This is a genomic window from Actinomadura fibrosa, from assembly GCF_900659615.1.
Classification (GTDB): domain Bacteria; phylum Actinomycetota; class Actinomycetes; order Streptosporangiales; family Streptosporangiaceae; genus Spirillospora; species Spirillospora fibrosa.
The window spans coordinates 1-3,087 of the sequence record NZ_CAACUY010000475.1; the positions used below are offsets into that span (position 1 = coordinate 1).

Genomic DNA, 3,087 nt, shown 5'->3' on the forward strand with positions numbered 1-3,087 from the left:
CGCCGCGGGCGCACGCCGAGCCGCACGACCCGGCCGCGCGCACCGCGCGGGCCGGACACCCGGCCCCGGCCGAACGCGCGGGCCGGGCCGGAACGAGGACCGGATCCGTGATCGGCCGGATCCGCATCAAGAAGATCGGCCTGAAGGCCCGCGTGCTGCAAGGCGTCACGACGGGCGCGCTCCGGCGGGGAGTGGGCCACCACCCGGGGACCGCCCTGCCGGGACGGGAGGGCAACACCGTGCTCCTCGGCCACCGGACGACGTGGCTCGCGCCGTTCTCCCGCCTGGACCGGCTGCGGCGCGGCGACCGGATCGTTCTCACGGCGGGCGGCCGGTCCTACGCCTACACGGTGCGGACGAGGCGGGTGATCTCCCCGGGCGACCGGCGGGCGCTGGAGGCGGTGCCGTTCAAGCGCCGCAGCGCCCCGGACGGCCGGTACGTCACGCTGATCACCTGCCATCCGCGGGGCTCCGACCGGCGGCGCCTCGTCGTCGTCGGCGAGGCCCGCGACGCCGGAGGGACCCGCGACGCCGGAGGGACCCGCGACGCCGGAGGGACGGCCAAGACCGGGGGGAAGGCCCGCTCCTGAGGCGGGGCGTCAGCGGCTCGCCGCCGTGGCCCGATGGCAGTCGACCATGAGCTCGATGCTCCTGGTGTGGGTCAGGGCGGCGGCGCCGTCGCTCGCGACGACGGCGGCGAGGACGTGCTCCACCGCGCCCGCGAGCAGCCCGCGGATCTCGGCGGGCCCGCGCCCGGCGGGCTGCCACGAGCGCAGCTCGGCGTCGCCCGCGACGGTGATGTGCCGGACGCCGGCCAGCAGGTGCGCCAGCTCGCCGCGGCGGACGAGCCCGCCCGCCTGCGGGGCCCCCGTCTCGACGATCGCCGTGCCGAGCCGCCGGGCGACGCCGTGCAGCGCGAGCAGCGCGGGCCTCTCGCAGGGGACGGTCCGGAAGAGCGCCGGGCGCCCCTCCTCCTGCCACCGGCGGTATCCGCCGGGAAAACGGCTGACCATAGTGCGACACTAAGGGCGCGGGCGGGTGCCGGTAGCCGGGACACACCGCTTGCGCGGCTTTTTGGCGGGAACGATGTGCGGCGCGATCGCCCGGAAATGCGGGTCAGCGTTCGCCATAAAGGGCGATGAGTCCGTCGTAATCGCCCTTTCCGAGGGTCGCGGGCCCGCTGTCGCAGGACGCGACGGACGGCGCCATCGTGAGCTTGGCGTGGTCGGGGCCCTCGACGTGCGCGAGGCCGAGGACATGGCCCGTCTCGTGCGTGACGACCGCCGTGGTGTCGAAACTGCCGGCGGGGCATTCGCGGGGATCCCGGCCCCCGTCCGTGTCGCCGGACCACCAGGTCTTGCCGTACTCCTGGAGCGCCATGTCGCTCTCGACGGTGGTGGACCCGGCGAACCAGACGCAGGTGGCCGCGAGGACCTCGGACTCGGCGCCCGGCATGGCCCACCAGCCGAAGACGTTGGTCCCGTCCCGCCGCCCGCAGGACGCCTGCGCGGTGAGGTCCGGGGGCACGGAGGCGGCGCCCGCGTACGCCGTGCTCACGTCGGGCGGCGGCTGGAACCGGCCGGCGGGCGTGCAGTCGGTGACGGCGTTGGCGGCGTTCGAGACGCCCCGGCTGATGCCCGCGATGGGCTGCCCGGTGCCGCCGGGGTAGTACCGCCACTGGATCGTGCTGCCCTTCGGCCACTTGCCCGGCTCGGGGACGTACGCGCCGTCCGTGCACGGGTCCAGCGGGGCCCGTGACTTGCGGGGACGTCCCTGGGGCAGCCGGGGGCCGCGCGTGGTGATGGAGATCTCCTGGGAGCGCTCGTCGATCTCGACGCGCAGCTCGGCGGCGCCGTCGGTGCGCAGCACGTGCGCGCTGACGGAGGTGCCGTCGTCCGGGACGAACGCCTCCAGCCCGTTGGCGCCGCGCACGGTCCGGCCGCGCAGGTCGCACTCCGAGATCCGGATCTTCCGCGGCATCGTCCGGGCGGTCAGCGCCCCGTCCGGCTTGCACCAGCCCGGCGCGCGAGGGCTGGAACGCGTGGGCGGGACGGGCGGCGCGGGCTGCGCGGGCCGCCTCGGCCGGCCGGGCCGGGCGTCGGCCGAGGCGGAGGACGGGACCACCGCGAGCAGGGGCACCGCGAGCAGGGGCATCGCGAGCAGCGGGACGGCGAGTGCGGCGCCGCGCCGGCCGGTCGCGCACGAGGTTCTTCCCATACCAGGCTCTCCGTTGCTCGGGACCGTCCGTCCGCGTTCCAGTCGAGAGTCTTGCGTGCGGCCGGAGAAGCGAAACCGCCATTTCCTAAAATGATGTCCTGCTCCTCTTTCGAGACCGCGAGCATTCCGTCCGATCGAGGGCATTCCGGCGGTTGTGGACGGCATGCGGCGAGGGCCGGAGTGCCGCGCATCCCCGCGCCTGGGCAATGCGCGGGTAAATGATCAATCGGCATCTGGTAAACGCGTTTATCGACCGTCGCTACGGATAAGCAGGTGGTAATCAGGCAACTCGGGACCATTCCACGTCACCGCGACCGTGCGGCGCGGACCCGGTGGGTCCGCCGTCCGCTGCCGACGGATCCTCCCCCAGCCGGCCGCCGGACGCGGTCGAAGAGAGCAGAGGTGTTCAACGTGCAGACACAGACACAGGTGCGGGAACTGATGGGCATGGGGGTCAGCGACTCCCACGGCACCAAGGTCGGCACGATCAAGCAGGTCTACCTCAACGACGACTCCGGCGCGCCGGAGTGGGTGACCGTGCACACCGGGTGGTTCGGGATGCGGGAGAGCTTCATCCCGCTGGCGGGCGCCCGCAAGAGCGACGACGCGCTGCACGTCCCCTACGACAAGGAGACCATCAAGGGCGCGCCCAACGTGGACGCGGACGAGCACCTCTCGCACGCGCAGATCGTGGACCTCTACCGGCACTACGGTGTCCGTCCCCCGAGCGGCCGTCGGACCGCGGACGACGGGGGCTCCTCGCGCGACGCCGGCGACGCCGTCGACCCCGGCGACTCCGGGAAGGCGGGCGACGCCGGGCGGGCCGCGGGGACCGCCGGCATGGCCGGGACCGCGGGCCGCGGCGGCATG

Annotated in this window: 4 protein-coding genes; 2 read left to right on the forward strand and 2 right to left on the reverse strand. The window is 74.5% G+C overall.

The genetic code is table 11. The features are described 5' to 3' along the window. Positions 1 to 590 (forward strand): class E sortase (locus E1300_RS48755; RefSeq protein ID WP_131764044.1); only part of this gene is annotated, 590 nt, incomplete at its 5' end. A 9-nt stretch (positions 591 to 599) separates the two neighbouring features. Here E1300_RS48755 and E1300_RS48760 read toward each other — a convergent pair. Then, complete coding sequence (locus E1300_RS48760) at positions 600 to 1,013, reverse strand: hypothetical protein (RefSeq protein WP_131764045.1); 414 nt, start codon at positions 1,011 to 1,013, stop codon at positions 600 to 602. 103 nt (positions 1,014 to 1,116) lie between these two features. Continuing rightward, entirely contained in the window at positions 1,117 to 2,217 is a 1,101-nt protein-coding gene (locus E1300_RS48765) for a matrixin family metalloprotease (RefSeq protein WP_131764046.1), read from the reverse strand. 411 nt (positions 2,218 to 2,628) lie between these two features. Between E1300_RS48765 and E1300_RS48770 the strand changes: the two genes are divergently transcribed. Beyond that, a partial coding sequence (locus E1300_RS48770; protein WP_242619904.1) for a PRC-barrel domain-containing protein occupies positions 2,629 to 3,087 on the forward strand: 459 nt, incomplete at its 3' end.